At 58.9% G+C, this 25,093-nt stretch carries 19 protein-coding genes; 11 read left to right on the top strand and 8 right to left on the bottom strand.

The genetic code is table 11. The features are described 5' to 3' along the window. Positions 1–9 precede the first annotated feature (9 nt). Both QEH57_RS05725 and fdhD read right to left on the bottom strand, forming a co-directional pair. Positions 10–2,298, bottom strand: coding sequence for an FdhF/YdeP family oxidoreductase (locus QEH57_RS05725; RefSeq protein WP_309005731.1), 2,289 nt, complete (start codon positions 2,296–2,298; stop codon positions 10–12). Positions 2,299–2,313: 15 nt separating this feature from the next. Next, complete coding sequence (gene fdhD / locus QEH57_RS05720; RefSeq protein ID WP_309005730.1) at positions 2,314–3,177, bottom strand: formate dehydrogenase accessory sulfurtransferase FdhD; 864 nt, start codon at positions 3,175–3,177, stop codon at positions 2,314–2,316. A 101-nt stretch (positions 3,178–3,278) separates the two neighbouring features. Here fdhD and QEH57_RS05715 point away from each other — a divergent pair, with 101 nt between their 5' ends. After that, positions 3,279–5,885, top strand: a complete 2,607-nt coding sequence (locus QEH57_RS05715; RefSeq protein WP_309005729.1) for a PQQ-dependent sugar dehydrogenase — start codon at positions 3,279–3,281, stop codon at positions 5,883–5,885. A gap of 37 nt (positions 5,886–5,922) precedes the next feature. Here the strand turns inward: QEH57_RS05715 and QEH57_RS05710 are convergent, their stop codons facing one another. After that, a complete protein-coding gene (locus tag QEH57_RS05710) occupies positions 5,923–6,816 on the bottom strand; it encodes a dienelactone hydrolase family protein (protein ID WP_309005728.1) in 894 nt (297 codons plus the stop codon). A 168-nt stretch (positions 6,817–6,984) separates the two neighbouring features. Here QEH57_RS05710 and QEH57_RS05705 point away from each other — a divergent pair, with 168 nt between their 5' ends. Both QEH57_RS05705 and QEH57_RS05700 read left to right on the top strand, forming a co-directional pair. Further along, positions 6,985–7,677 carry a DUF1080 domain-containing protein gene (locus QEH57_RS05705; RefSeq protein WP_309005727.1) on the top strand — a complete coding sequence of 231 codons (693 nt, stop codon included), beginning with the start codon at positions 6,985–6,987 and terminating at the stop codon, positions 7,675–7,677. Between the two features lie 584 nt (positions 7,678–8,261). Further along, a complete protein-coding gene (locus QEH57_RS05700) occupies positions 8,262–8,501 on the top strand; it encodes a hypothetical protein (RefSeq protein WP_309005726.1) in 240 nt (79 codons plus the stop codon). 86 nt (positions 8,502–8,587) lie between these two features. On the opposite strand, the gene QEH57_RS05695 is transcribed toward QEH57_RS05700, so the two are convergent. The 3 genes from QEH57_RS05695 to QEH57_RS05685 are packed head-to-tail and all read right to left on the bottom strand — an operon-like array spanning position 8,588 to position 11,450. Further along, complete coding sequence (locus QEH57_RS05695) at positions 8,588–9,190, bottom strand: hypothetical protein (RefSeq protein WP_309005725.1); 603 nt, start codon at positions 9,188–9,190, stop codon at positions 8,588–8,590. A gap of 32 nt (positions 9,191–9,222) precedes the next feature. Continuing rightward, a complete protein-coding gene (gene aroB / locus QEH57_RS05690) occupies positions 9,223–10,314 on the bottom strand; it encodes a 3-dehydroquinate synthase (protein ID WP_309005724.1) in 1,092 nt (363 codons plus the stop codon). A 26-nt stretch (positions 10,315–10,340) separates the two neighbouring features. Beyond that, a complete protein-coding gene (locus tag QEH57_RS05685) occupies positions 10,341–11,450 on the bottom strand; it encodes a hypothetical protein (RefSeq protein ID WP_309005723.1) in 1,110 nt (369 codons plus the stop codon). 192 nt (positions 11,451–11,642) lie between these two features. Between QEH57_RS05685 and QEH57_RS05680 the strand changes: the two genes are divergently transcribed. From QEH57_RS05680 to QEH57_RS05645, 8 genes are all read left to right on the top strand, one after another. Continuing rightward, on the top strand, positions 11,643–13,175 hold the full coding sequence (locus QEH57_RS05680; RefSeq protein WP_309005722.1) for a tetratricopeptide repeat protein: 1,533 nt from the start codon (positions 11,643–11,645) through the stop codon (positions 13,173–13,175). 34 nt (positions 13,176–13,209) lie between these two features. Continuing rightward, complete coding sequence (gene dnaG, locus QEH57_RS05675) at positions 13,210–15,096, top strand: DNA primase (protein WP_309005721.1); 1,887 nt, start codon at positions 13,210–13,212, stop codon at positions 15,094–15,096. 21 nt (positions 15,097–15,117) lie between these two features. Next, positions 15,118–16,848, top strand: coding sequence for an RNA polymerase sigma factor RpoD (rpoD, locus tag QEH57_RS05670; protein ID WP_309005720.1), 1,731 nt, complete (start codon positions 15,118–15,120; stop codon positions 16,846–16,848). A gap of 72 nt (positions 16,849–16,920) precedes the next feature. Beyond that, a complete protein-coding gene (locus QEH57_RS05665; protein ID WP_309005719.1) occupies positions 16,921–17,178 on the top strand; it encodes a twin-arginine translocase TatA/TatE family subunit in 258 nt (85 codons plus the stop codon). Between the two features lie 236 nt (positions 17,179–17,414). Beyond that, positions 17,415–18,446: a rod shape-determining protein gene (locus tag QEH57_RS05660; protein WP_309005718.1), complete on the top strand. Its 1,032-nt coding sequence runs from the start codon at positions 17,415–17,417 to the stop codon at positions 18,444–18,446. Between the two features lie 43 nt (positions 18,447–18,489). Further along, the gene (gene mreC, locus QEH57_RS05655; protein ID WP_309005717.1) at positions 18,490–19,326 is read left to right on the top strand and encodes a rod shape-determining protein MreC; all 837 of its coding nucleotides are present in this window, start codon (positions 18,490–18,492) and stop codon (positions 19,324–19,326) included. After that, positions 19,323–19,859: a hypothetical protein gene (locus QEH57_RS05650; RefSeq protein WP_309005716.1), complete on the top strand. Its 537-nt coding sequence runs from the start codon at positions 19,323–19,325 to the stop codon at positions 19,857–19,859. The genes mreC and QEH57_RS05650 overlap by 4 nt, the downstream gene beginning before the upstream one ends. Continuing rightward, positions 19,856–21,808, top strand: coding sequence for a penicillin-binding transpeptidase domain-containing protein (locus QEH57_RS05645; RefSeq protein WP_309005715.1), 1,953 nt, complete (start codon positions 19,856–19,858; stop codon positions 21,806–21,808). Before QEH57_RS05650 ends, QEH57_RS05645 begins: the two co-directional genes overlap by 4 nt. On the opposite strand, the gene QEH57_RS05640 is transcribed toward QEH57_RS05645, so the two are convergent. Together QEH57_RS05640 and QEH57_RS05635 are read right to left on the bottom strand one after the other, a co-directional pair. Then, on the bottom strand, positions 21,783–23,987 hold the full coding sequence (locus QEH57_RS05640) for a DUF3488 and transglutaminase-like domain-containing protein (protein WP_309005714.1): 2,205 nt from the start codon (positions 23,985–23,987) through the stop codon (positions 21,783–21,785). The two genes, QEH57_RS05645 and QEH57_RS05640, sit on opposite strands and share 26 nt — an antisense overlap. Then, the gene (locus QEH57_RS05635; protein WP_309005713.1) at positions 23,962–25,092 is read right to left on the bottom strand and encodes a DUF58 domain-containing protein; all 1,131 of its coding nucleotides are present in this window, start codon (positions 25,090–25,092) and stop codon (positions 23,962–23,964) included. Before QEH57_RS05635 ends, QEH57_RS05640 begins: the two co-directional genes overlap by 26 nt. Position 25,093 lies beyond the last annotated feature (1 nt).

The following is a 25,093-nucleotide window of genomic DNA, read 5'->3' as shown; positions in this document are numbered from 1 at the left end:
AGGCCTTCCCTAACGCTTGCGAATTTCCACCTGAACGGACTTCGACGCCGGCGTTTCGCTTCCCACCGCGATATGGTCGATCGGCACCAACGCGTTGGCCTCGGGGAAGTACATCGCCACGCATCCAACAGGAATGTCGTAGGGAATCAGTCGATACAAACGCGTCACGCGTTCCTCTCCCTTGAAAAAGGAGTGCACATCCACTTCGTCCTCCGTCGACAACCCCAGTCGCTCCATGTCCGCCGGGTTCACCATCACGATCCGGCGCTCTCCCCTTATTCCGCGATAGCGATCGTCCAGGCCATAAACTGTCGTATTGAATTGGTCGTGACTGCGAATCGTCATCAACAGCAATCGCCCCGGCTCCGCTCGTTCGATGTCGAGAGGGCTCGTCGCGAAATTCGCCTTTCCCGTATCCGTTTCGAAGCGACGCTCCTTCACCGCATTGGGCAAGTAATAACCGCCCGGTTGCCGGGCTCGCTGGTTGTAGTCCTCGAAACCGGGGATCACGCGCTCGATTGCGGAACGGATCTTGGAATAGTCCGTCTCGAACCCCGTCCAATCGATCTGCCCTTTTCGATTCCTCAACGCCCGACGCGCAATGCCGCAAACGATCGCCACTTCGCTCTTCAGGTTGGGAGAAGCGGGCGGCAATTGGCCCGACGAAGAATGCACGATTCCCATCGAGTTCTCCACGCTCACCCACTGGGCTCCGTTGGCTTGCTCATCTCGCTCGGATCGTCCCAGGCACGGCAAAATGAGAGCCTGCTTGCCGGTTACCAGATGCGATCGGTTCAACTTCGTGGACACATGCGCCGTCAGCCGACAATTCCGCAAAGCGGCTGCCGTGTATCCAGTATCCGGAGTCGCTGAAAGGAAGTTCCCTCCGAGAGCTAGGAACACGCTGCCTGGATGCTCCTTCATTCGTCGAATCGAATGCACCGCATTCAATCCTGTCTCCCGCGGACAATCGATGCCGAACTCCTTTTCGAGCGCCGCATAAAACCACTCCGGCATGTGCTCGAAGATACCCATCGTGCGATCCCCCTGCACATTGCTGTGCCCACGCACCGGACACATGCCTGCCCCCTTTATTCCGATCGCTCCTCGCAAAAGATGCAGGTTCGTCAACTCTCGGATCGTCGCCACCGCATTGCGATGCTGCGTCAGGCCCATCGCCCAACAAGAAATGATGCGCTGCTTGGTGGCAAAGGCTTCCGCAAGATCGTTCACCGTCGCCATTTCCAGGCCGCAGGCATCCAGCAAGCTCGGCCACGGGGTTCGCTTCAAAGCTTCCCGGTACTCGCCAATGCCTGCCGTGTAGTCATTGATAAAGTCGCAATCGAGAACGCTTCGCCCCGCCTGCTCCATTTCCAGCAAGCGTTTGCCGATGGCTTGGAACAAGGCTTGGTCCCCGTTCGTGCGAATCTTGACGAAGGTATCTGCCAGCGGCGTCTTGCCTCCTAGGACCTGGGAAACTCGCTGCGGATGGCTAAAGGCAACCAGTCCCGCTTCCCGTAGAGGATTAATGGATACAATTCGAGCCCCCTTTTCCTTCGCTTGCTGCAAGGTAGAAAGCATGCGCGGATGGTTGGTGCCGGGATTCTGCCCAATCACCAGGATCAACTCCGCTTCCCGCAAGTCTTCCAGGGTCACCGTTCCCTTCCCTACACCGATCGACTGCTTCAGCGCCAAGCCGCTGGACTCGTGGCACATGTTCGAACAATCGGGAAGGTTGTTGGTACCGAAGGCTCGCACGAAAAGCTGATACAGAAACGCAGCTTCGTTGCTAGCCCGACCGGAGGTGTAGAAAATGGCTTGGTTGGGATCGGCCAATTCTCCGAGTTCCCCCGCGATCAAGTCGAAGGCCCCTTCCCAGGAAATGGGCTCATAGTGCGTCCCGCCTTCGCGCAATACCATCGGCTCCGTAAGGCGCCCCTGCTGGTCGTGCCAAAGGTCGCTCCGCTCCGCCAGCTCAGCTACCGAATGCTTCGCGAAGAAACGCGCGTCGATACGCTCAGCCGTCGCCTCGCTGGCCACCGCCTTGGCCCCGTTCTCGCAAAACTCGAAGGAGCTCCGGTGCCCATCGGGATCCGGCCAGGCGCAACTCGGGCAATCGAAGCCGCCCTTTTGGTTCAGCTTGGTCAAGGCATCCTTGGCTCGAGCAACTCCCGCCTTCCCAATCGCATGGCGCATCGCATGGTAAACGGCGCCCGCCCCGCCTGCCTTGTCAGCGGGTTTGGATACGCAAAGCCGTTCGAACTTTTCTGGAGTATTCTCGTTTGGGATATCAGACATGGCGCAATGGGTTAGCTAATCCGAAAACTGGATACGGTGGGGCGAACTGTAGACATTGAATCGCTCGCCCCTTAAAAAACCGACCAAGGTAACGTTGAACAAGTTCGCGAGCTCGACCGCAAAGCTGGACGGCGCTCCGATACTAACCAGAAACGGACATCCCACCGCCATCGCTTTCTGCATCAAGTCGTACCCCAGCCGGCCGCTGAAAAGAATGGCCTGCTCGTTCCAGGCCACGCCGTCTCCGCGTAGCCATGCCCCGACCAGCTTGTCCATGGCATTGTGTCGCCCAATGTCTTCAGCCAAGGCGATCAACTCGCCATCCGCCCCGAAACGGGCCGCCGCATGCAGGCCCCCCGTATGCTGGAAGTCCGTCTGCCTCTCCAGGAGGCGACGGGGAAAATCGACCAAGGTCGCTTCTTGGAAACGAGGGCCTTCCCGATCGTGGAAGCGATCCTCGCGAGCGATACGCAGCGACTCGAGAGCGCTCTTCCCGCAAGCGCCGCAGGCGGAGCTGATGGGAAAGGCCCGCTGGTGCCGATCCGTATCCAAAACGATCTTATCGGACACCTTCACCATGGCCCGCCAAGCCGGCATGGTCGCCCCCTTCTCCTGAGTAAAGCGCATCGACAGCACTTCGGAATGGCTGCCGATAATCCCCTCGTTGCGAAGCATGCCCAAGACAAGCGCCTCGTCGTCGCCAGGCGTGCGGAAGGCAACCCCCAAGGGCAGCGTTGTATTGCCATTTTGCACGGCGATCTCTAGAGGCTCCTCTACAGTCAGGCGATCTTCCTCCGAGAGAGTTCGGCCGTCGCCGATACGAAGGATGCGGGAACGAACCGTTCTCGATCGTTGTTCTATTATCTCTTTGTCAGGCACCGGAATCCACTAAGCAGACAAAAGCCATTTGCCGCGCAACCTAATTCGCTCCGCCCCGCGCCGCTTCCCCCTTTACCGTAAATCTCGAATCAAACCGCCCCATGCGCCTCGCCACCGCCTCCATCGCCCTCCTGCTTGGCCTGCTCGCGCCCGGCCACGCCCAACGCCTTGCCAACCAAACCCTTTCCTTCCCCTCCCAATTCGCCACGGGAAGCTACGAGCTAGAAGAGATTCTCAGCCTGAGCTCCATCCTCGCGATCGCCAGCCCAGCGGACGGTTCGGGCAGGCTATTTCTCGCCGAACGCGACGGACGCATCTCCGTCGTTACCGACCTGGACGCCGGCACCGTCGCGGCGACGCCCTTCCTCGACATCCGTTCCCGCGTAACCACCCAATCCGAAAACGGCCTCCTCGGCCTCGCCTTCCATCCCCAGTACGAAACCAATGGCTACTTCTTCGTCTTCTATACGACCAATGCCAGCGGCCAAGCTACCAATCGCCTGTCGCGCTTCTCCCGCTCCACGAACGACCCGCTCGTAGCGGACCCGGATTCCGAGCTCGTCCTCTTCGACCAACGCGACCAAGCGAACAACCACAACGGCGGAGCCATCCAATTCGGCCTCGACGGCTACCTTTACGTAGCGATGGGCGACGAAGGTGGCGGCGGCGACAGCTACCAAAATGGCCAACGCATCGACAAAGACCTCTTCGCCGGACTCCTGCGACTGGACGTGGACAAGAAGCCGCAAAACATCGAACCCACTTCGCACCCCGCCATCCCGCGCGACGGCGAAGGCCTGGCGCCCTTCAGCATCCCCGCCGACAACCCACTGGTCAGCCATTGGCAAAACGCCGGAGCCGATCCCGACTCGGACCTGCGCTTGGAGTTCTACGCGATCGGCCTACGCAACCCCTGGCATCTCGACATCGACCCGCTCACCGGCCAGATCTGGCTTTCCGACGTGGGACAAAACGCCTACGAGGAAATCAACCTTATCGAAAAAGGCGGCAACTACGGCTGGCCCAACCGAGAAGGAGCCCACAACTACAGCCAGAACCGCAGCGTCCCACCCGAGTTCGGCCCCTTGCTCGATCCAGTTTTTGAATACGGACGCGACCTCGGCGTCTCCGTGTCCGGAGGCATCGTCTATCGCGGCGCCGCCTTTCCCGAACTCTACGGGGCCTACCTTTTCTCCGACTTCTACCACAACCACGCCTGGGCAACCCGCTGGGACGAATCCTCCGCAAGCTACCAAACCGAACGCATCGGTTCCTTCGCCAGCGTTTCCGCCTACGGACGCAACCCGCGAAACGGCGAGCTGATCGCCGGAAACATCTGGGGCGGACTGGGGAAGCTGAAACGTTCCGCAAACACCGGAGCACCGAACTTCCCCGCCAGCCTGAGCGACACGGGCGCCTTCTCGAATCTCGCCACCCTCGACCCTGAAGCGGGGATCTATCCCTACCAACCAGCCCTTCCCTTCTGGTCCGACCACGCCGTCAAGACCCGTTGGGTTTCCATTCCCGGCGACGAGCAAATCGCCTTCGCCACAGACCAACCTTGGACCTTTCCGGAAGGCTCCATCTGGATAAAGCACTTCGAGCTCGAGACGGAGCGCGGCAATCCCGCTTCCCGCCAGCGCATCGAAACTCGTTTCCTCGTAAAAACGGATACTGGCGTCTATGGACTCAGCTACCAATGGAACGAGGCGCAAACGGACGCGACCCTCGTTCCCTCCGAAGGAGCCAGTATCGAGTTTTCGGTTACAGTCGACGGCCAGGCAAGCGAGCAAACCTGGAACATTCCGTCCCGCCAGCAATGCCTCGCTTGCCACACGCCCGCAGCCGGTTACGCCCTGAGCTTCAACACGCGTCAACTCAACACCCTCGGCGCGCACGAGGGACAAGCCGAAAACACTCTCGCCTATTTCTCGCGCCTCGGAATTTTGGATACAGCGATCGAAGACCCATCCAGTCTGCCTCGGCACCAACTGCCAAACGACGAGACCGCCTCGCTCGAAGCTCGGGCCCGCAGCTACCTCGCCGTCAACTGCGTCTCCTGCCATCAACCCAACGGCGGAGCACCTTCCTCCTGGGACGCCCGTCCCTACATTTCCCTGGAAGCGACCGGCCTCGTGGAAGGCGAAGCCGCCAATACCGGAGGCAATCCCAACAAGCGCCTCGTGGCTTCCGGATCGCCGGAAAACTCCCTCCTGCTCGACCGCATGGCCGCCCGCGACGGCTTCAAGCGCATGCCTCCCTTCGGCAATGAGCTCACCGACGAAAGCGGAACCGGCCTGCTCACCCGCTGGATCGCCCAGATCGGAGCCGACACGCGCTACCAGGAATGGCAGGCCCAGCACTTTTCCAGCACCACCGCGCCCGAAGCGGCCGCAGACGCCGATCCCGATGCCGACGGGAACAGCAACCGCCTCGAATTCCTCACCGACACCTTGCCGCTCGATCCCTCGAGCAAATGGTCACCGCAATTCACGCGCGACCGAGACACCCTCAGCGTGCGTTTCTCTATGGTCCCCGACCGGAGTTTCGTGATTCAGCGCAGCGACGACCTCAGCACCTGGACCGAATGGCAGGCCTCAGGCAATCCACCTCGAAGCGATCCCGAGCAAAACACGGACGCGCGCATCCAGGGCTCCTTAGATTCGCAAGCCCCGCGATCCTTCTTTCGCGTTACCGTTGAAGACTAGAAACGGGTCCCATTAAAAGCGATGGCCCCCTCAACCGTCAGCGTTTCAAGTGCTTCGCGAAAAAGGCCAGGGTCCGCTCCCATGCCAAGGCAGCGGCCGCCTCGTCGAAACGCGGCGTCGTATCGTTGTGAAACCCATGGTTCGCTCCCTCGTAAATATAGGCCTCGTACTCCACGTCGTTGGCCTTGAGCGCCTCTTCGTAAGCTGGCCAACCCGCATTCACGCGCTCGTCGAGACCTCCGTAGTGCAACTGAATCGCCGCCTTGATCTTCGCCGTTTCCTCCGCCGTGGGCTGGCCTCCGTAGTAAGGGACGGCCGCCTTGATGAGATCCGGCAAGTGGACCGCCAAGCGGTTCGACATCCAACCGCCGAAACAGAATCCCACCACCCCGATGTTCCCATTGCAGGCCTCGTGAGCGGCGAGGTGGCGAGCACCTGCGATAAAATCCTTTACGATCAGTCCACGGTCGAGCTTCCGCTGCATCGCTCGCCCCTCGTCATCGGTGCCGGGATAGCCGCCGAGTGGCCACAGCGCGTCCGGACCGAAGGCCACGTAACCCGCTTTCCCCAAGCGCCGCACCACGTCCTCCACGTAAGGATTCAAGCCTCGGTTTTCATGCACCACCAAAACTCCCGGCAGCTTGCCGCCCGCTTCCTTCGGACGAACGAGGTAGCCGCGCATCTCGCCGTTCCCCTCGGGCGATTCGTAGGTCTCGTATCCAGTCAGCAAAGACGCATCCTCGGGATCGACCTGGCGGGCAAAGGCGTAGTTGGGACTTAGGCTATCCAAGATCCCGGCCACCGTGAGTCCGCCGATCGCGTACTTGCTCGCCTCCTTCACGAAAAAGCGTCGATCGACGAGTCCGTGTACGTATTGATCGAAAAGATTGAGGAGACCTTGGTCGAAATCGGAGGCTTTTTTACGTTTCATAGGGCACTTGCTTTTTGAGGTTACGAGGTGAACAACCGAAAGACGAGAAGCGCTTCACTTTCATTGCGCAACGAATCGCCAAGAATCGGGTCCATAAGTGATTCGTTCGCCTCGCCCTTGCCAGATGCGGACAATGCACTAAGGTTTTCCACACCCCCTTTAACCGCTATGAAGACTCGCTTACTTCCACTCGTCGTATCCACCCTTCTGTTCGCCAGCTACGCAACCGCCCAAGGCGACTGGACCTACCTCTTCAAGGACGTCGACCATAACGAATTCTACTTCGACTTCATCGAAGAAGCGGATCCGGAGGAGGTCTTCGAGATCAAAGCAGACGGGACCTTGCTGATCAAGGGAGCCGGCCAACCGGAAGGCTACCTGCAAACCTTGGACGAGTACGAGGACTACGAGATAAAGTTCGAGTTCCGCTGGCCCGACGAGCCCGGAAAAAGCGGTATCCAGATTCACAGTACAAGCGACACCGCCCATAGTATTTGGCCGGAAAGCATCGAGATCCAATTGGAGCCAGAGCATACCGGAGACTTCTGGCTGCTGAACAACAGCATCGACGTAGAAGAAGAGCAAATGCCCGACAAGGCGGCCGAGCGAAATCGCCGCATCCGCCTCACCCCCAAGCCCGAACCGCGCGAATACGGGAAGCCAAAGAAGAAGCTCGAAAACGAGCCGGACGAATGGAACGCCCTGCACATCGTAGCCAAAGGAGACACCATCCAGGTCTACCTCAACGACAAGCTGGTCAACGAAGGCAAAAACGCATCCGCCACCTCCGGCTTCATCACCTTCCAAGCCGAAGAGGCCAACATCGAAATCCGCAACTTCCGCCTGCGCGAGCTCGACTGAGGCACACTCGCTTCCTCCCCCTACAAAACAGAAAACGGGCGGTTGTACCGCCCGTTTGACGCTATCATCCCCTGGTTGCGTTATTTTGCAGAGCCAGGCACCGCGCCTCTTTATTTCTATGCCTTAGATTTAAGCGGCGAAAACGATGACCGTCAATGCACACCGAATCCAGCCATCGAGGTATTAGAAAAGCTGTTTCGCCATGCATCTTTCTAATGCCCGGGAGCTTCTCGTCCGCTCGGCGAGGCGAGCTCCAGACACAAGAAGACCGGGGCGGTCCCACATCCGCCCCGGCCAAGCAACGACTCAGTTTTGGAACTAAAATCAGAGAAAAATTACTTTCGTCCTGCTTTCGTGTCCTGTGCGCTCGTTTTCTTGAGCGTGCCCATAGACTAGCAAATCCGGGCAAATTCCACAATCCGTGAAGGATACCGTTTTCGCCGTGTCTTTCCGCAATTTCGCTAAGCTCAAACCGCAAAACCGCCTGTGCAGGTCCCAGATCGGCGCTTTCAGGCACTTTTCCGCGGATTCCGGCAGAAAATGGGTGGACACTCCGAGTTCTCCGACTACCTATTTCCTCCGTTATGTCCAAAGTGCTAAAAATAACGCCTAAAACAATCGCCTTCGACGTCGTGCTCGTCGTTATCGTCTGGGCCCTCTTCGCCCTCTGGTTCAAGCCACACGTTCCCAGCGAAGATGCGACTATCATCAACCTAGTCGCTGGCTTCACAGCCCTTCCGGCTGCCGGCACTTTCTACTTCTGCTTGCAGATGTTCAAGGTCACCCTCGCCCACCAGCGCAAGCTCAAGGCAGAGAAGAACTAGCTTCTCGCTCCCGATTAGACTTTCTAGAACCGGCTCCTCTTCAGGGGCCGGTTTTTTCGTGCCCCCGCGCCAGCCGCGAGCGTCGGCTACCCCAACAAGCCCATCTGCGAATCCTTGATCAAGTCGAAGTTCTTCAGGATCCGCAGGGTTTGCAGCAAGTCCGACTTCTCGTAGATCTGCTTCGTATCCACTCGGTCGATCAGGTCCAAAGCCATCGACTTGAAGGAGAGGATCCCGTCCACCCCCTTCTCCTGCAGCAGCTCGACGCACTGCGAGCGATGCGGCTCCTGAGTCGGAAAGACCGGCGCCAGCAGTACCTTCCGCGGCGGCGTCGTGGTCCCGAAGGTCACCGCCGGATCGTATTCGAACCACTTGTCCACCTTCTTGAAGACGTATGCCTCCAAGTGCTTCAAGATGTCCGCCCCGCCCGTCATGCTGGCAAGCGCCGCCTTGTCGCCAAACCAACCCCGCACGCAGATGATGGCGCTTTCCAGGTACCGCAGCTCGCTGGAGAAAAGCAGGAAGCTCGGATCCCGCCCGCCCTCGCGGAAAACCATGTTCCGCACGTAGAGGTCGAGCCCTTCCTCGTTCGCCTTCTTGGTTTGAGGCCGCGACTTGCGCAGCGGCCGCACCAAAAAGCCGTTCTGCTCGAAGTATTCACTGACAATGGCTTCTTCGACGCGTTGCATGGCTTTCGGGATTCGCTTGGCTCAATCGAAAATCAAGAGGCGCCGCACTCGCGCCAGATCTCCTCGATCAGAGCCATGTCGGCAGACTCGATTGTCTCAGCTTGCCCAATACGCTTCATGATTACAAAGCGAATCACGCCGGCCTTCACCTTCTTGTCCAGTCGCATCGCCCCCAGCAACCGTTCCGCCGGCAAGGGCTTGCTCAAGGCAATGGGAAGCCGGTGCTCTGAAACCACTTTTCGAATACGAGTCACATCGGCTTCCGAAAGGAAGCCCAAGCGCTCGCTCAAAAGCGCCGCCGCCACGAGCCCGATTCCGATAGCCTCGCCGTGCAAGTATTCGCCGTAGCCGGCCACATTTTCGATGGCATGCCCAAAGGTGTGGCCCAGATTCAAGAGAGCGCGACCGCCACTGGCAGCCGTTTCCTTCTCGTCCGCATTCACTACGGACGCCTTAATCTTGCAGTTCCACTCCACCACCGACTCCAGCCGCTCGTCCTCCGGTCCCGCGATGGGGCTGGCTTCCAACAGGTCGAAAAGCGACGCATCCTGCAGCATCCCGTGCTTGATCACCTCCGCCATGCCCGACGCGAATTCGCGGGGAGGCATGGTCTTCAGCATCTCGATATCCGAATACACGGCGATGGGCTGATGGAAGGCGCCCACCAGGTTCTTGCCAGCCGAGATATTGATTCCAGTCTTCCCGCCGACCGAGCTGTCAACCATGGCGAGCAAGGTTGTGGGAACTTGGATAAAACGCACTCCGCGCAGGTAGGACGCCGCCGCGTATCCAGCGAGGTCGCCGACCACCCCGCCGCCCACGGCTAGCACCACGCCGCCACGGTCCAGCTTGTTGGCCGCAAGAAAGTCCAGCACTTCCCCGAAGTGGGCGATGCCCTTGCTCGTCTCGCCAGCCGGTACCGTCAATACCGCAACCGACTCGCCCAAGGCATCGAACCAAGCAGCCTGCGCCTTGCGAACGTTGCTATCGGTGACCGCTGCGATTCGCGCTCCCTTGGAAGCGAGCTGCTCGACCTGAGCGAGCAATTGAGCGCCCAAGTTACGACCGACATGGATCGGATAGGTGGAAAGGGAAGTTTCTACGATGACCTGTTTGGCAGACACGGCGTATTCAAAAATCTGATAAGTGGCTAGTTAGCCCGAATCAGGTCCATCAACGCAATGTCTCTATCGCCCAATCCGAGCTGCTCGGAAAACTCGAGGATCTTCATCTGTTCCGGCAAGGGAGCAAACCCATTTTTCGAGCGGTGCCGATTGATGCGCTCCGCCATGAGCGAGTCCAGCATCACCGGATTGTCGCTGAGCAGGACGTACGGTTCGGAAACGGTATAGAGCGAATTGAAAACCGGCCCGCCGATGTACTGATAGCGCTCGAGGCTCACGATGTTGAGCTGCCAAGTCTCGCGTAGCTCCGGAATGGCCCCCATCTCCGCGACCGCGACCGGCGCGTTAGCCGGGCTGTTGAGAAAGCGAGTCGTATTGCTGGCGTTCCACAAAGTCGCATTCATCAAGGCTCCGTTTACCCCCAAAACCGGATGGTCGGAATAGCACGGCAGGTTGATCCAAAAGTCGACCTCGTGCAGCAGCGGAACCGGCAGGTAGCTCTTGCGGGCCAGCTCGTCCTCGTCCTTGGCGGGAAACGGGTTCTCCTGGGCCACGTTGATCCAGTACTTGGCCGACTTCGCAGGCAAGGGACTGTCGTAAAACCACTTCTCGTGGTAGTACTGCCCCGAATCCAACGAACGCACGAAGACTTGATGGAAATCGTAAGCTCGCTTGCTCAAAGGCGGCAGGAAGCCGGAATCGCGCAGATTGATGGCGCTCATGCCGATTATGAAGATCTCGTTGCGGGCGAAGCCGCGCTTCTCGAGGGCGCGTACCACCGCCTCCACCAGCGGCTCCGGCGTGCTCAAGCCCGGCCCCGAATCGCTGTAGACCTTGAGGCCCACCCGCCCCTTGGCCCCCTTCGCCAACTTCTTTTGGTTCGCCTGCTCGAACAGGCCGATCATGTCCTCGACCGCTTCCGAATAATGCTCCAGGTCGAAAGCGTTCATCTTGTATTCGAATACGCGGTTCGAAGGCGGCGGCGGCGCTTCCGCAAACAGATCGAGCTGCTCTTGGTCCTGAGCGGGCAGCGACGCGACCGCGCCAAGCAACAAAGCGGCAGAGACGAGCAAGGTCCTTCTCCGAAGGAAACGTCGGAGCTTGGTCGAAAAGAAGATGGGGAAGGTTTTAGTCACGTGAGGCAAAACTCTTTGAGGGAAACGGAGGGAGACTGCGATTGATTCCAAGGGGGATCAATTCGGAACTCGCACAACCCTGACAGCGTAAGCAAATAAAAGTTGTCAAAAATCGGCCCGCCTCACTACAACCTTCGTTGATTGTATCGGAAAACCCGTAGACGCCCGCAATCCAGACCGCCTTTCTTCTAAATGTCCACCTTTCCCAAGTCGCTCAGACGCGCCCTGACACTCCTTATCATCGCCGGTATCGCCGCCATCATCAGCGGTTGCGCCAGCCGCGAGGAGCGGATCCAGTCCGTCCAGATCGAGGCCAACGAAGCGCTCTTCGCGGACCGCTCCGACCTCGCCATCGAGATCCTGAGCGAAGGCCTCGACTCCTTTCCCGACTCCAACGAGCTCCGCATCGCCCTAGCCCGGGCCTTGCAAAACGCCGGTAAGCTGGAGGAAGCAGCCGCCCATTTCGAGGAGGCCGTCCGCTTCGATCCCGAGGCCGACCAGCTCTGGGTAAAGATCGGCGAAATCCGGGCCAGCCTCGGCCAGAGCCAGGCCGCCGTGACCGCCTTCGAATCCTACCTCAAAAACCACGCCGGCGACTTCCTCGCCTGGAAAGCCGTCGCCTTGGAAAACGAAAAGCTCGGCAAGCTCACCGACGCCATCAAAGCCGCCGGCAAGTGGAACGAAATCACTCCCTCCTCCCAGCCGGCCCTCAAGCTGGGCGAGCTCTACCTCGCCAGCCGCAACACCGCCCAAGCCCGCTCTTGGTTCAGCCAAGCCGCCGCCTACGGCGACGACGGCGCCTCCAAGGACGCACTCGCCGAACTCATCAAGCTCGAGACCTCGCTCAAGCAATTCCAGCAAGCCACCATCTGGCTCACCCAGTACGGCCAGCGCTACGGCTCCGACCTCAGCGATCCCCGTATCCAAGAATCGAAGACAGTTCTAGACAGCTGGGACCGCGCCCGCCGCGAAATCGCCGCCGCAGCCGCCGAGCTGGAAAAGGAACGCGAGGAGCTGGAGGCTCAACGGATCGCCGAAGAAGAAGCCGCCGCGAAACGCCAGGCGGAACAGCTGGCAAATACCGTAGCTGCCCAGCAACCGACCGAACCGAACCAAAACGAAGCCGCTCCGAAACCAGCCCCCGGCGACGCTCCCGCGCAAAAGCTGCCCTTCGCCCTATTCGACGACGAGGGCGACCCGCCCGCCAACACCGCTTCCACCCCGCCCGACGGTCCCGCCGGTCCCGCCGAAAAAGGCAACAGCCTCGCCCTCAGCCCCTACGAACAAGCGATCTCCGCCTTCGAAGCCGGCAACTACAACGAGGCCATCTCCCTCTACTGGGAACTGCTCGGCAACAACGACAACGATCCGCAAGTTTGGTACCGCCTCTCCCAAGCCTACTACGCCCTCGGCAACTGGTACGACGCGGAGAATACCATCCTGCAGGCCAAGAGCCGGGCTCCCCGCTCCGAGGTCATCGCCAACCAGTACCTCCAGACCTTAATCAAAACGCAGAACACCACCCGCGTTCTCGAGGAAATCAAAGCCCTTCGACTCCTTTTCCCCCAAAGCCCGGCCATCGCGCTCACCCTCGCCCAGACCCTGCGCAACGCGAACGCCCCGCGCTCCATTATCGCTGCCGCCTACCGAGATTTCATGTCTATCGCCCCTCGTGGAGCGCCCGGATACGAAGAGGCGAAACAGTACTTGCAAAACGGCAACTGATCCGGATTCTCCGCGCAGCCTCGTCGGGCCCCACATGCCAGCAATCAAACCCAGCAGCATTCGCGATCTCAAAGACCGCATCAATATATACGATGTCGTCTCGCGCGAAGTCGCGTTGAAGAAAGCCGGGGCGGACTACAAAGGGCTCAGCCCCTTCAACAACGAGAAGACCCCCTCCTTCTACGTCTCTCCCGACAAGGGCTTCTACAAGTGCTTCAGCTCCGGCAATTCCGGCGACGCCATCGCCTTCGTGATGGAAACCGAGCGCCTCACCTTCACCGAAGCCGTCGAGACGCTCGCCAAACGCTTCAACTTCGAGCTCGAGTACGAACAGGGAAACAGCCGGGCCCGCGAGGAACGCAGCCTCCGCCAAGAGCTCTTCGACCTGCACGAGCTCGCCACCGACTTCTTCCGAGAACAGTTCCTCGCCAGCGACAAAGCGGGCGAGTGGATCCGCAAGTACTGGGTCGAAGGACGCCAGTTCTCCCTCGAGACCGCTGAGGAATTCAAGATCGGCTTCGCCCCGATCAACAGCGTCAAGCTCGGCGAACTCGCCGTAAAAAAAGGCTTTTCCAAAGAAGCCATGGAAGCCTGCGGCCTCTTCTACGCCAAGCGCGGCATCGACCCGCACCGCATGGGCTACCGCTTCCGCGGCCGCTTGATGATCCCCATCCGCGACCACCAAGGCCGCGTCACCGCCTTCACCGCTCGCCAACTGGAGATCACCCCCAAGGACGACCCCAGCCACGAGGCGAAATACATCAATTCCCCGGAAACCCCCATCTTCCACAAAGGCAACCTGCTCTTCAACCTCGACCGAGCCCGCATGGAGGCCAAGCCGGAAAGCCCCTTCGTCATGGTCGAAGGCCAGCTCGACGCCATCCGCTGCTGGTCGGTGGGCATCAAGACCTCCGTCGCCCCCCAAGGCACCGGCATCACCGAATCCCAGCTCCGCCTCCTCAAGCGCTACGAACCGCGCCTGATTGTCCTGCTCGACGGCGACTCCGCCGGCCAAAAGGCCGCCTTGCGCATGCTGCCGCTCGCCCTCGCCCAAGGTGTGGAAGCGGCCTTCATCCCCCTCACCGACAAGGAAGACCCAGACGACATCTTTCGGGAAGGCGGCCGCGAAGCCCTCGACGCACTGCTCCAACGCGAGCTCCAGCCCATCCCCTTCGCCTGCAAGGCCCACATGCCCCAGGACGAACGCCTCACACCCCAAGGCAAGGCCAAGGCCATTCGCGAAGTCTTCTCTATTATAGAGAAGGCCGATTCCGAAGCGGCAAAGATCGAATTCGTCAAGCAAGCCGCCGCCGCCTTCGAGCTCGACGAGGACGCCACCCTCTCCGACTTCCAGCGCTTCACCGGCCAGCAAGTGGAGCACGCCCGCCCCGCCCCGCCACCGCCGCCCGCTCCCCCGCCTCAGCAATCCCCGCAAATCGCGGCCCCCAACGAACCAACCCGCCGCAAGGCGGTCTATTCCGTGGAGCACGACCTGCTCGCGCTTTGCATGATCGAGCCGGAGCTCGGCAGCCAAGTGGCCCACGTAGTTGACCCCGAGTGGATTGACAATACGTTGCCCGAAGGGAAGTTGCTCGACTTCGTGCTTAACGAGTTCCTCAACGACATGTGGGAAGGACCCGATTCCCTTAATGAACACCTCGAAAGCGCCGATCAGAAAAGGCTAGCTTCCTCCATCTACTTCGAGGCCAAACCGCAAGAAAACCCAGAACGATTCGCAAACGAAGCCCTCAAGCAACTGGCCATCAAGTTCGTAGATCGAAAGAGCAAGGAAATAAGACTTGAAATCGGAAGAAAAGAGGCAACCAATGACCATCCCGCCGCTAGTGCCCTCCTCGGAGAACTATTTGCATTAAACCAACTGAAGCATAAACCGCCTCAGATTGGTTCTTTATTTTCATAAGACAGCACCAGACCCAGCAACATGCCACGCAAGAAGAAAAGCGAAGAAGAGAAGAAGCCTAGCCTTAGCAAGCATCAGGTCAACGAGCGTATCCGCTACCTGATCCGTCAGTCCAAGGAACAGGGCTACCTCACGCACGGCGATATCAACGAAGCTCTCCCGGAAGGCGTCGATAGTCAGGACGATATCGACAACGTAATCTCCATTCTGCAAAACCTCGAAATCGATATCCTCGATCCCGAGGAAGTAGACAACTTCAAAGCCAAGCAGGAAGAAGCGGAAGAGGAGCAGACCAAGGCCAGCCAGCACGACATCCTGGACGACCCCGTTCGCATGTACCTCAAGCAAATGGGCCAAGTCCCCTTGCTGACCCGCGAACAGGAAGTCGAAATCTCCAAGCGCATCGAAAACGCCGAACAAAAAGCCCAGGAAGAACTCTTCTCCGTGGGCATGATGGCGGAATTCACCATCGACCTCGCCGAGAAGCTGCTCAACCGCGAGGAACGCTTCGACCGCATCGTCATCGACAAGAAGATCGAGAACCGCGAAACCTTCTTCAACGACCTCCCCATCTACGTCGAAAAGAGCCAGAAGACCTACAGCCGCATGATGGCGAGCTGGGAAGAGCTCCAGGAGGAAACCGATCCGGAAAACAAGAAGAAGATCCGCTCCCGCTTCCGCAAGCAGGAGAACACCCTGCGGGCCTTCTTCCCTAAGTTCTTCTTCAAGCTGAAAGTCTTCGAAGAGTACATCGACGAAACCATCAGCAAGGACCTCAGCCGCATCAACGCGATCTACCGCAAGCTCGACCGCGCCAAGAAGCCGAAGTCGACTGCGGACACTCTGATCAAGACCGAGCCCCTGCTCGAGGAACTGGAAGCCTACCACAACACTTACCGCCTCGAGCCGGACAAGCTGCTCGACCTCATCGCCAACGTTCGCAAGCACCTCAAGGCCGCCCACAAGGCCAAGACCGAGATGGTCGAAGCCAACCTTCGCCTCGTGATCTCGATCGCCAAGAAGTACACCAACCGCGGCCTCTCCTTCCTCGACCTCATCCAGGAAGGCAACATGGGCCTCATGAAGGCGGTCGAGAAGTTCGAGTACCGCCGCGGCTACAAGTTCTCCACCTACGCGACTTGGTGGATCCGCCAAGCGATCACCCGCTCCATCGCCGACCAAGCCCGCACCATCCGCATCCCGGTCCACATGATCGAGACCTTGAACAAGGTCATGCAGGTGCAGAAGCAGCTTCTGCAAGAGTACGGCCACGAGCCGACCCCCGAGGAAGTCGCGGAAGAAATGGCCCTACCCGTCGAGCGCGTGCAGACCATCATGAAGATGGCCCAGCAACCGATCAGCTTGCAAAGCCCGGTCGGCGACGGCGACGACACCAACTTCGGCGATTTCATCGAAGACAAGTCGGCCGAAAATCCTTACGACCAAACCGCCTTCAGTCTTCTCCGCGAGAAGATCATCGACGTTCTCGATTCGCTCACCGAGCGGGAGCGCCGCGTGCTCTCCCTTCGCTTCGGACTGGTCGACGGTTACAGCCGCACCCTTGAGGAGGTCGGCAAGCAATTCAAGGTGACCCGCGAACGCATTCGCCAAATCGAGGCCAAGGCGCTGCGCAAGATGCGCCACCCAACCCGTATCCGCCAGCTGCACGGCTTCTTCGAAAACGAACAGTTCGACGGCCCCAACACCTTCCTCTCCGGAGCCGAAGAAGGCGGCAAGGAAGAAAAGAAGTAGCCAGCTTCGCCACCCGCTCTCCCGCCAAATTGGCTTTACACGGGGGAGCCCTAACGATTCAACCACATCTAGATGCAAGCAAGTAACGCAGTACTCGGATTCATGAACATGGGTTGGCCGGAGATCACCATCGTAATCGTGATCTTCATCCTACTCTTCGGCGCCAAGAAGCTCCCCGAGCTCGCCCGCGGAGTCGGCAAGTCCATCAAGGAATTCAAAAAGGCCACCAGCAACATCGAGGAAGAGGTCCGCAACGCGATCGAAGAGGAGCCCAAGTCAAGCGCTCCCAAGCCCAGCGTGGAAAAGGAAAAGTCCACCACCGAAAAGTAGCGCGGCATCCGTCTCCGAATCTTAAATACACTTTGCAGCCAGTCCCTCCTCGGAGGCGACTGGCTTTTTCATGCCCCGACGCAGGGAACTTCGCCCCGCGGCACCTATCCAAGCTAGCTGGAAAGCCTTTCCCGCAGCCTCCAAATAAAACCTTCCCCGATCAAAAATGCATTTGCCTCGCTTCGCGTTTAAACACTTGCTTCGAAAGGTCCTTTTATTGAGCATCTTAGCTATTCATGTGGCGTAATCTTCTCGGTCTCTTCTCCAACGACATCGGCATCGACTTAGGAACAGCGAACACCCTGGTCTACTCCAAAGACAAGGGCATCGTTCTCCGAGAGCCGAGCGTGGTCGCGATCCACAGCGCCACCCGCCGCGTGCTCGCCGTCGGTAACGAAGCGAAGAAGATGCTGGGCCGTACTCCGGGTAACATCACCGCCATTCGCCCCATGAAGGACGGCGTCATCGCGGACTTCGATATCACCGAAGCCATGCTGCGCTACTTCATCAAGAAGGTGCAGACTGCGAAGATCATTCCACCGCGTGTCGTCATCGCCATCCCGTCCGGAATCACCGAAGTGGAAAAGCGGGCCGTCAAGGAATCCGCCACCCATGCCGGAGCCCGCGAAGTCATGCTGCTCGAGGAGCCTATGGCTGCCGCGATCGGCGTCGGCCTTCCCGTCGAGGAACCAGCTGCCAACATGATCGTGGACATCGGCGGCGGTACTACGGAAGTCGCCATCATCTCCTTGGCTGGCGTCGTCTACGCCAAGAGCATCCGCGTCGGCGGCGACGAGCTCGACGCCGCTATCATCAATTACATGAAGCGAGCCTACAATCTCCTCATCGGCGAACGTACCGGTGAAGAAATCAAGCTGCGCATCGGCTCCGCAAACACTCTCGACGAAGAAATGACCATCGAGGTCAAGGGACGCGATTCCGTCGCCGGCCTTCCCAAGACCATCATGATCTCCTCCCAGGAAATTCGGGAAGCCTTGGCCGACACCGTCAGCGCCATCGTCGAAGCGGTACGCAGCGCCCTGGAACGCTGCCCTCCGGAACTTTCGGCGGACCTCGTGGACCGCGGCTTCGTGCTCGCTGGCGGCGGCGCCCTCCTTCGCGGCATCGACCGATTGCTCTGCGAGCGCACCGGACTGCCAGTCACCATCGCCGACGATCCGCTCTCCGCCGTTGCCAACGGTACCGGCGCCGTTCTCGCCGAACTCAACGACTTGCTTCCCTACGTCACCAGCAATGCTAAGGACTAGCGCTGCTGCCTCCTGGAACGCCCCCAAAGCGAAGGATTGAGCCTTGTACAGAAAGCGACTCGGTCAATTCAAGCCTCTCATCGTCCTTGGAGTCGCGACCATGGCTTGGCTCACGCTCCCCGTGGTCTTCAAGGCCTTCGCCAAGACGAGCTTCTACGAGTTCCAAGCGCCCATCTCGCTCACTAGCTCCTACGTGCGCGACCTGCAGGACTTCTGGGCCGCTCGCACCAAGTCCAAGAACGAGCTCTACGAAGCAGGGCAAGGCCTAGCTCGGCTCAACGCCGCCTACGAACTCACCGCCCTTGAGAACAATACTCTCAAGAACGAGATCGCCCGCCTCGAAAACCTCCTGCAACTCCCTTCCCGTCCGGACTACCAATACGAGATCGCTCGCGTGGTGGAACGCGACTTCAACGCATGGTGGCAGCGTATCGTCATTCGCAAAGGCCGAGACTACGGCATCCCCGTGGGAGCCCCCGTCGTCTTCGTAGGCGGAGTGGTCGGCCGGGTCAGCGAGGTACACGCCTACACCTCCGTCGTCGATATTATCAGCAACAACCACCTTCGCCTGGCCGTGGTCATCGAAGGGGACAACCGTCCCATGAGCTACCGCGGAGGCGGAGCCGAGTCCTTCGCCAAACCGGTCGGCATCGCCGAGTTCATTCCCGTCGACATCCAAATCGCGGATAGGGACAATCTCCCCGTGCTGGTCACCTCGGGAATGGGCGGGGTCTATCCGGCCGGCATTCGGGTCGGCGAAATCCGACGCCTCAACAACGGGGCCGGCGGAATGTTCTTCGAAGGCGAGGTGCAGCTCGACGAACGCCTCGCTTCCCTCACCGAAGTGGCGGTCATGATCCAAATCCCACCGGAACAATGATCAGCTTTTCCAACAACCGCTGGGTCCTGGTTTCGATCGGACACTACGTCACCCTCTTCTTTCTAACCCAGCTCAACCACTACCTCTCACCCTACGGCATTCAGCTTTTTGTCCTCGGCATGCTCATTTCCTTCAGCGCCCTGGAGCTGAATTACAAGCAAGGGCTGCTCTCCCTCATTCCCGTAAGCCTAGTCATCGACAGCAAACTGCCCCTGCCCTTCGGCTTCACCCTCATCGCCAGCCTCACCCTCTTCACCGTCGCCCACCTGCTCCGTTCCCGCGTGCGCAGGGAAATCACCGCATCCGCCCTCGTCACCTCCGTGCTGCTCAACCTAGCCTCCTACGGCGCCTACACCTTCGGGGCCATGCGCTACCTCAGCCTCGAAGCCATCCATTTCGGACCACTTGCCCTGAACCTTTTAGCCAGCACGCTTGTCGTCCTAGTAATCAACCGAACGTTCTTCGACACCCAGGTCGGAGTGCTTTCGATATTCGGTATCAACTTAGCAGAGGAACAGCGAGAAGCTCGATGAAGGCAGAGGAAAAGATGAAGTACCAGGGGCGCCTGCTCCTCTTCTACGGCATGCTTGCCCTCATGATCGCCACCCTGCTGGGCGCCGTCGGCTATCGCCAGCTCATCGAAACCGACGAGTTCTCCGAGCGGGTAAAGGTGCAAAACCACCGCCGCATCGTCACGCCCGCCCCCCGCGGCAACATCTACGATCGCGAAGGACGCCTCCTCGTCGGCAACAAGCCAAAATTCTCCGCCGTCGTCTACCTCTCCGACGCCGGCGTACGCAAAGCCTTCCGCAACGAATACCGAATCCTCGTGCGCGACTACCGGGAGCGGAACGAGGACTACAAGACCGGACGCCTGCAAAAGCAGGCTCGCGCCAACGTCATCCAAACCTACCTCGACGACGTAAACCGCATGCTGGGTCGCGAGGACAAGGTCGACGTGGAAAAAGTGTCCACCCACCTCAACTACAACCCGCTGCTCCCCTTTCCGATTATCGACGACCTCACGCGCGAGGAATTCGCCGTCCTGCTCGAGTCGCTCCCCGTGCAGTCTCCTGTCCAAGTCTATGTATCCAACCAACGAAACTATCCCTACGAATCGACCGCGTCCCATACACTTGGATACGTTTCCTCAACCATTTTAACGCCTGACGAAGGGCTCCCCGGCGAAGACCTCACCACCTTCGCCGAAAAAGGCACCTTCGGCCGCTCCGGCGTGGAAAAGCAATTCGACGACATTCTGCAAGGCGAGATGGGAATGGAAATCTGGGTGGTTGATCCCTACGGCTTCCAAGTCGAAAGCCAGGAGCGCCGCTACCCGACCAAAGGCAACGACATCCAGCTCTCCCTCGATATCGACATCCAAACCGCTGCCGAGGAAGCCTTCAAATACTTCGACAAGAAGGAGAACGTCGAAAAGGAAAACATCGGCGCCGCCGTCATGCTGGACGCCAATACGCTCGAAGTCCTGGCCATGGTCAGCAAGCCCGACTACGACCTGAACGACACCACCCCCTTCATCAGCAACGAAACCTACGCTAAGATGAAGGAGAACAGCGGCCTGCAAAACCGAGCCATCCAAGGCGTCTACCCTCCCGGCTCCCCCTTCAAGCTGCTTACCTCCGCCGCCGCCCTAAAGGCCAATACCCTCACCGCGGAAACGGAACACTACTGCCCCGGCTACTACCGCTTCTCCAGCGGAGCAGTTCAACGTTGCTGGAAACAAAGCGGTCACCAAGAGGAGATCCTTTGGGAAGCCATTCGCGACAGCTGCAACGTCTACTTCTACCTCGCCGGCCTCGACACCGGAGTCGACATCATCAGCAACGAGGCCACCTACTGGGGCCTGAACAATCGCACCGGCATCGACCTTCCTCATGAAACCGGCTCCATGCTCGTTCCCACCAAAGACTGGAAACGCAAGCGTATCGGCCAAGGTTGGTATGCGGGCGACGACACCAACCTGGCCATCGGGCAAGGTTTCACGCGACTCACTCCCCTGCAGATGGCCGTTTTCGCCGCCAGCGTCGGACGCAATGAAATCGTCACCAAACCCAGCATCCTTCGCCTCAGCCCCCAGCAAGCCGCCCAGCGCCCGCCCCCTAAACCAACCGGGCTCACCCCGGAACAACACCAGATCCTCGTCAAGGGCATGGTCGGTTCCGCAACCATGGGCAGCAGCTATCGAATCAAAGTGGACGGCCTCTCCATCGCCGCAAAAACAGGCACCGCCGAAGTACGCAAAGACGGCGGCAAAATAGAACTCGCTTGGATCGTCGCCTTCGCCCCGGTCGAAGACCCGCAGGTTTCGCTCGCCGTCATCATCGAAGGCCAAGTCCTGAACCAAAACTTCTTCGGCGGCGTACACGCAGCCCCGATCGCCCGCGCCATGCTGAAAGCCTACGTCGAGAAGCACCCCGACGCTCTCACGCCTCCGCCTACCGCAAGCGTCGCGCTTCCCTGAATACAAGCCGCGCGTTCGGCCAGCTCTCCTTCGAACCGAAGCGCAAGCGTTGCAAATCGGAAACCACTTTCTCGAATCGCTCCCGGTCCCTAAACTCTCGAGCGGCGAGCTTTCCGAGCAGCTTGCTGGCCTTGCGACGAATGGGATCCCCTCGCCTGAAAGGCGCCAGTATAAGTTCCCTCACGTTCAAGGTCATATTGCGCTGTATCATAAACGCGGCTACAAGAATCGCCCCAAGGAATATCATATATAGGATTCGCCAAAATCCCCAAGGCGAAGTCACCCAAAAATAGAGATAGTCGCCGGCATTCTTGGCCCAGCGCTCCGCGACAGAAACGTAAGCGAGGAAAAAGTCCTTCAATTGGATCGCCGCTTCCTTCTGGGCCGCTTCGTCGAAGTTGACGATTCGCCGATACCAAAGCAGCCGCAGGCTGTCGAGAAACGCGGACGAATCCGCCTCCCCGTAGCGCTGGCTCACCAGCTCCGTCATGGGGTTCACGACCGGCGCTTCCGAACCAGGCGTCGGATCCACCCGTATCCAATTTCCTACGCCATCGTAAATCTCCGCCCACGCATGGGCGTCTGCGTTCCGCACCATGAAGTACTTTTCGTAGGGATTCCAAGTTCCTCCCTTGAAGCCCACCACCACCCGGGCCGGATAGCCGGCGGAACGGGCTGTCAGCACGAAAGAGGACGCAAAAAATTCGCAGTGCCCCGGCAGCTCCGAGCTGAACCAGCGAGCAACGGGATCCTTCAAGCCTTCGACCTGCGGCAAGCCCACCGACATCGAATACGAATGATCCTTCCAAAGGTAATTCACCGCTTTTTGAGCGAACTCCAGCGGCGGCAAGCGTTCTCCATTCGATATCTCGGAAGCAGCTAGCCTAAAGATGTTGGCCGCAGCCTTCTCTTCCGGAAGAGCCAAAAGCGTTTCCGGATAGCGAACCTTTCCGCCTCGAGGTTCCTCCGTGAAGGAATCCGTCAGGAATTTCGGATACGAATTCGCAGGCACGTCCGGGACCATTCCCGAAAAATCAATTGCTTCCAATTGGTAGGATACCATTTTGGAATTCGTTTCCTTCAAAGCTATCGAATGCATGTGCGGATCGATCGATAGATCCGTCAAGCTCGCCACCGTCATGTGCTTGAAAGTACCGAGAATCGGCAGGTAGCGACTCACCTCCGGCTCCAGGAAAAAGGTCCAACGATCGCGTTCCAGGGTCGTGGGCGACTGCGAAAAGCGACGATCCGGCCAATAGCGAATGGAGTGGTAAGGCGATGCAAGCGGACTGCGCTGCAGGGCATTCAAGCTTTCCGACAACTTAAACGAACCGCTGCTATACTGGTCCAAAGCCAGCATTCTCCAGTAGGGAGTCAAAGGCACCGACGCGTCTTCCGGTACGTCCACTCGCAGGGCAACGCTGTCGTCGTTCTTGATATCCGTCACCTCGCCGAGCTGGATGCTATCGCTAAATCCAGACAAGGTTTGCTTGGACTTCATCTTGAAGAGACTCACCTTGTCTTCGATATCGATACGGGGGATCGCAATGAAGACGATCGCTGCCACGAAAATCATCGACGCGAACATCGAAGTCCCGAGAAAGATCAAGCGCGTGGAAAAGACCGAACCCAAGGCGCTGAGCAGGTTCATCCGCTGAGTTTTCCGCATGCCTTCCAGCATTTCGTAATCCCCCTCCGCCTTCGTTTCGATCGAAGAATTGATCACCAGATAGGAAATCGCTAGCCCCGCAAAGATGAGTAATTGAAAACCAAATACAAGGGTAGCCGTCAGGATGCCTGTCATGATAATCAAGAACAGGCACAACAAGGCCAGCTGCATTTCCTCGCGGCGCCGATTGTGGTTAAGGCAGCGAAAGAGGATCAGCCAAGTATTCAGGTCCAGCAAGGCCGGGATCGTGTCCTTTGCCAACACGTCGATCAATACCAAGGGCACGATGGCGATCGCATAGCCCTTCCATACGATTTGCGGAACGCGTGCGATCCAGATCGGCTTTATCAAGGCCACCACCACGACCGCGCTCGCGATCAAGGCAGGGATCTTGTTATGCCCGCTAATATTGAATAGGGTCGTGATACACACGAGCCCCATCAGGGCGCCGAGCATCCACTTGAGCGCTAGGAGATCCTCTAGACTATGCCTGTCCGATTTGGATTTCATTCACAAACGCTCCTACGCTTCCGCCTTTGACCGGCTGAAAGCAGATTCTATTGACCCCGCCCGCATCTTGATAGCCAGCCTTCGCATCGCATGGCTCCAGTTCCGCCAAGGCATCGAAAAAGGCCTCCAGATCGCCCACCCGCTGGATCCGAATACTCGGACCTCCAATGATAAAACAGGAATCCAGCTTGCCCTCCAAAAACAAGTCCTCCGCCAAGCTCGAGGCAAAGGAACACATTTTTTCGAAAGCCTCCTCGCTCTTCCAGAGAAAGGAAGCCGGATCGACTACGATATCTAGCAAGGACTGCGTTTCCGTCGCGTTTTGCTTTACGATCAGGCGTCCTTGCTTTGCGGATACCTTCCAGTGAATGGACCGCTGGGCATCGCCTTTCTCGTAGTGGCGCAGTCCGATCAGTTCGCCGGAAACGCCTTGCTTCTTGCTGCTTCGTCCTTGCAGCAGTCCAGAAATTTCGGGACTGCGATAGCGCGTATAGGCGATTCGCTTCGGCCACACGCGGATCTCCTTCTCGCACTCTCCAGGGAGAAACTTGGAAAGGAATCCGAAGGGAAAACTGGATACCGCATTTTCGACAACGACATGGGTCTTCATTCGCCGCGCTGGCTTGAAACGCCAGACCAAGGCGGTCTCCTCTCCCGGATCGAGCCGTTGCTTCATGTACAAGCGACGCTTTTCGTCCGTAGCGTCCGTTTGCATTCCGAAGGAAACGCAGAACAAGGGAAAGCGCTGTCGCGCGTTTTCCAATACAACGGTAGCCTGCCCTTCTTCCCCTACTCGGAATGTTGAACTCGTTTCCAAGCGCCAGCGGGCGCAAAGCAGATTCCCCCAGCAAACCACGCCGCTCATGATCAAAGCCGCGATAAGCAGGGCCAGCGCCGCGAAAAGGATGTTATTGACCGTGTTATAGGCAGCCAAGCCGATGGTCAGGCCAATGAATATCAGCAGCATGCCCGAGCCAGTCGGAATCACCTTGTGGCCCTTCGGCGGAATAACTTGCTCGACGAGCTTGCGCAGCAAGGAACCTCGACGGTTCGATACCGCCGGCCCCTTCCAGTCGAAACGCTCTTCTGCTACGGGAGCTGCCATC

The sequence above is a fragment of the Pelagicoccus sp. SDUM812005 genome (genome assembly GCF_031127875.1).
Classification (GTDB): domain Bacteria; phylum Verrucomicrobiota; class Verrucomicrobiia; order Opitutales; family Opitutaceae; genus Pelagicoccus.
Note: the sequence above shows the minus strand (reverse complement) of the source record. Positions and strands in the feature narration are given on the sequence as shown.

Coding starts and splice junctions, on each gene's coding strand:
- QEH57_RS05725 (WP_309005731.1), bottom strand. CDS start 2,298: ATGTCTGATATCCCAAACGAGAATACTCCAGAAAAGTTCGAACGGCTT.
- QEH57_RS05715 (WP_309005729.1), top strand. CDS start 3,279: ATGCGCCTCGCCACCGCCTCCATCGCCCTCCTGCTTGGCCTGCTCGCG.
- QEH57_RS05710 (WP_309005728.1), bottom strand. CDS start 6,816: ATGAAACGTAAAAAAGCCTCCGATTTCGACCAAGGTCTCCTCAATCTT.
- QEH57_RS05705 (WP_309005727.1), top strand. CDS start 6,985: ATGAAGACTCGCTTACTTCCACTCGTCGTATCCACCCTTCTGTTCGCC.
- QEH57_RS05700 (WP_309005726.1), top strand. CDS start 8,262: ATGTCCAAAGTGCTAAAAATAACGCCTAAAACAATCGCCTTCGACGTC.
- QEH57_RS05695 (WP_309005725.1), bottom strand. CDS start 9,190: ATGCAACGCGTCGAAGAAGCCATTGTCAGTGAATACTTCGAGCAGAAC.
- QEH57_RS05680 (WP_309005722.1), top strand. CDS start 11,643: ATGTCCACCTTTCCCAAGTCGCTCAGACGCGCCCTGACACTCCTTATC.
- dnaG (WP_309005721.1), top strand. CDS start 13,210: ATGCCAGCAATCAAACCCAGCAGCATTCGCGATCTCAAAGACCGCATC.
- rpoD (WP_309005720.1), top strand. CDS start 15,118: ATGCCACGCAAGAAGAAAAGCGAAGAAGAGAAGAAGCCTAGCCTTAGC.
- QEH57_RS05665 (WP_309005719.1), top strand. CDS start 16,921: ATGCAAGCAAGTAACGCAGTACTCGGATTCATGAACATGGGTTGGCCG.
- QEH57_RS05660 (WP_309005718.1), top strand. CDS start 17,415: ATGTGGCGTAATCTTCTCGGTCTCTTCTCCAACGACATCGGCATCGAC.
- QEH57_RS05650 (WP_309005716.1), top strand. CDS start 19,323: ATGATCAGCTTTTCCAACAACCGCTGGGTCCTGGTTTCGATCGGACAC.
- QEH57_RS05645 (WP_309005715.1), top strand. CDS start 19,856: ATGAAGGCAGAGGAAAAGATGAAGTACCAGGGGCGCCTGCTCCTCTTC.
- QEH57_RS05640 (WP_309005714.1), bottom strand. CDS start 23,987: ATGAAATCCAAATCGGACAGGCATAGTCTAGAGGATCTCCTAGCGCTC.
- QEH57_RS05635 (WP_309005713.1), bottom strand. CDS start 25,092: ATGGCAGCTCCCGTAGCAGAAGAGCGTTTCGACTGGAAGGGGCCGGCG.